Origin of the sequence: Streptomyces sp. N35 (genome assembly GCF_016464295.1) — a bacterium.
Taxonomy (GTDB): domain Bacteria; phylum Actinomycetota; class Actinomycetes; order Streptomycetales; family Streptomycetaceae; genus Streptomyces.
Genome location: NZ_JAEIMH010000027.1, coordinates 99,603 through 102,581 on the forward strand (window position 1 = coordinate 99,603; position 2,979 = coordinate 102,581).

Below are 2,979 nucleotides of genomic sequence, written 5' to 3' on the forward strand. Positions count from 1 at the left end.
AGGTGGCCGGCCGGGCCGACGACGGAGGGTGCCGGCCCGGACAACGGCGAAGCGGCCGCCCCCCACGAGGAGGGGCGCCCGCTTGCGTCGGTCATTCAGGGTCCGGCTCAGTACCAGTGGTGCTGCTGCCAGAAGTTCCACGCGCCGACCGGGGAGCCGTAGCGGGAGTTCATGTAGTCGAGGCCCCACTTGATCTGGGTGGCCGGGTTGGTCTGCCAGTCGGCGCCCGCGGACGCCATCTTCGAGCCCGGAAGCGCCTGGACCAGGCCGTACGCGCCGGAGGACGCGTTCGACGCGGTGTGGTTCCAGCCGCTCTCACGGGAGACGATCTGGCTGAACGCGTTGTACTGCGCCGGGTCCGGGATCATCTGCCGGGCGATCGCCTGAGCCGAGCCCGCGGCGGCCGGGGCGGCGGGCGGGGCCGCCTGCACGGGCGCGGGCTGGGCGGGGGCCGCCATGAAGAGCAGACCCGGGGGGGGGGCGCCCCCCACGGGGGGTGCGACGGCCTTCTTCGGGGAAGCGATACGGCGGATGCTGGCGAGAGACACGGAGAACCTTCCGGTCGGGAACAGGGCAGTCGCAGGCAAGCCGGTACCGCGGGGACAGTGCGGAGGGGTTTGCCGGGGCGGGGCCGTGGGGGCCGCCGTGCCCTGCGACTCCTCCAGAGAAGCAGGGCTGTTACGTCGCCGCAATGACCCCTCTTACTAGTGGCCCTCGCACCAGGGGCGTAACGGCCCCAATCTCGCCGAACCCCTTGTAATCGCAGGTCAGACACCCTGTGAGACCCCTAGGGGAAGAGGCTCTGAGGCCTACTATCCCGGCTCGTAAAGGACCTTGGTCCTGTGGGCGGGGTCACCTGGGAAGGACCCCTACTGTTACGTAGGGCTAGGAGTCGTTACGGTTTTTCGGGGGTTTTTGTATCGGTTTCGCCGCCTTGGCCGAACGTGACCGGCACCTCGAAGGCCGCTTTGCGTGTCGCCCGCCGCAGTGCCTTGAGGATCGTCGGCCCGAGCGTCAGCGTCAGGACCACCGTGATCGCGGCCCGGCCCAGGTCCCAGCCCATGGAGGTGGCGAGGCAGTAGGCGAGGTAGCGGGCGAGGTTCTCGTGCAGCGGGTCACCCGGAACGAAGGAGATCCCCGAACCGAGGCCCCCGACGATCGGCCAGCCGTACAGGTTCATCACGAAGCCGTACGCGAAGGAGGCGACCGCCCCGTACAGCGCGAGCATTCCCATCTCGGCCCGCCCCCGCAGCCGGTCCGCGCCCGGCAGCAGGCCCGCACCCATGGCGACCCAGCCCATGGTCATCATCTGGAACGGCATCCAGGGCCCGACCCCGCCGGTCAGAAGCGCGGACGCGAAGAGGGTCACGGATCCGAGGACGTAGCCGAAGCCCGGCCCGAGCACCCGGCCGGCCACGATCATCAGGAAGAAGGTCGGCTCCAGACCGGCCGTCCCCGCACCGAGCGGCCGCAGCGCGGCGCCCACCGCGGCGAGCACACCGACCATGGCGATGGCCTTGGCGCCGATCCCGCTCTCCGAGATGGTCGCGAGCACGACCCCGAGCAGAAGGGGGAGCAGGGCGGCGAACAGCCAGGGGGCGTCCTTGGCGTGCGAGACACCCGACTGCGGGTCGGCGAGCAGGGGCCAGCTGAAGGCGAAGAACCCTGTCACGCTGACGAGCAGCAGCGCCGCGACCGACTTCGGCCCGAGGCGCACGGCCCGCACCTGCGCGGTCACGTGCCCTCCCCGATGGCCGTGCGTCCCTGGCTGGTCACGTGCCCTCGGATGGCCGTGCGTCCCTGGCCGTGGGTGGCCGTGGGTACCTGGCCGGTCACGTGCCATCGGACAGTCGTGCGTCCCTGGCCGGTCACGCGCCCTCCGATGGCCGTGCGTCCCTGGCCGCGGGTGGCCGTGGGTACCTGCCCGGTCACGCGCCCTCCCCGATCGCTGTGCGCACCTGGCCGACCGTGAGCCACGGCAGCGGCGCGAGGATCTTGCCGACCTGCGGGGCGAACGCCGGCGAGGACATCACGACCTCCTCGGTCGGCCCGTCCGCGACCACCTCGCCCTCGGCGAGGATCACCACGCGGTGGGCCAGTTCGGCGGCGAGTTCCACGTCATGGGTGGCGAGCACGATCGCGTGCCCGTCGGCGGCCAGTCCTCTCAGTACGGTCACGAGCCGGGCCTTCGCCGCGTAGTCCAGACCGCGCGTCGGCTCGTCGAGAAGCAGGAGCGGGGGCCGGGCGGTCAGCACGACGGCCAGCGCGAGCGCGAGGCGCTGTCCCTCGGACAGGTCGCGGGGGTGGGTGTCGTCAGGGATGCCCGGCAGGAGCTTCTCGACCAGCGCACGGCAGCTCCCGGCCGCGGCGGCCGCGTCCGCGTCGGCGGCCGCGCACTCACCGGCCACGGTGTCGGCGTACAGAAGATCGCGCGGCTCCTGCGGTACGAGGCCCACGCGCCGGATCAGCTCCCGCGGGGCGGTCCTGTGCGGGACGGCCCCGGCGACCCGCACACTGCCGGACGACGGCTCGACGAGTCCGACGAAGGCGGACAGGAGCGTGGACTTCCCGGCCCCGTTGCGACCCATCAGCGCGATGGTCTCGCCAGGGGAGACGGTGAGGTCCACGCGGCGCAGGGCCTCGATCCGCCCGCGGTGCACGCCGAGGGAGGTGGCGGCGGCGGTGCGGTCGGTGAGCGGCGCGGCCCCGCCCGGAGCGGGCGCGGGCTTGCGGCGGCGGAGGGAGAAGCGGCGGCGAGGGGTGTCTGCGGCTCGGGTGCTGGACAGTCCCCGCCCTCCCGGGGGCCGAGCCCCTTCGAGCCTATCGGCGCCCACTGACAACGCCTGCTCCTCGGCCGCCGATGCGAAGCCCTCAGCCGACGGCGCCTGCTCCTCGGCCGCCGATGCGAAGCCCTCAGCCGCTGGCGCCTGCTCCTCGGCCGTCGGCGCGGAGCCCTCAGCCCACGGCGCCTGCTCCTCC

Annotated in this window: 3 protein-coding genes; all 3 read right to left on the reverse strand. The window is 72.8% G+C overall.

The window, feature by feature from the left end; translation table 11 throughout:
- Positions 1-107: 107 nt before the first annotated feature.
- Positions 108-548, reverse strand: a complete 441-nt coding sequence (locus JAO81_RS17285; RefSeq protein WP_199548747.1) for a transglycosylase SLT domain-containing protein — start codon at positions 546-548, stop codon at positions 108-110.
- A gap of 347 nt (positions 549-895) precedes the next feature.
- Positions 896-1,843 (reverse strand): ECF transporter S component, encoded by a 948-nt coding sequence (locus JAO81_RS17290; protein WP_199548748.1) that lies wholly within the window; start codon positions 1,841-1,843, stop codon positions 896-898.
- An 85-nt stretch (positions 1,844-1,928) separates the two neighbouring features.
- On the reverse strand, positions 1,929-2,979 hold a 1,051-nt coding region (locus JAO81_RS17295), incomplete at its 5' end, for an ATP-binding cassette domain-containing protein (RefSeq protein WP_233415490.1).

Coding starts and splice junctions, on each gene's coding strand:
- JAO81_RS17290 (WP_199548748.1), bottom strand. CDS start 1,843: ATGGCACGTGACCGGCCAGGTACCCACGGCCACCCACGGCCAGGGACG.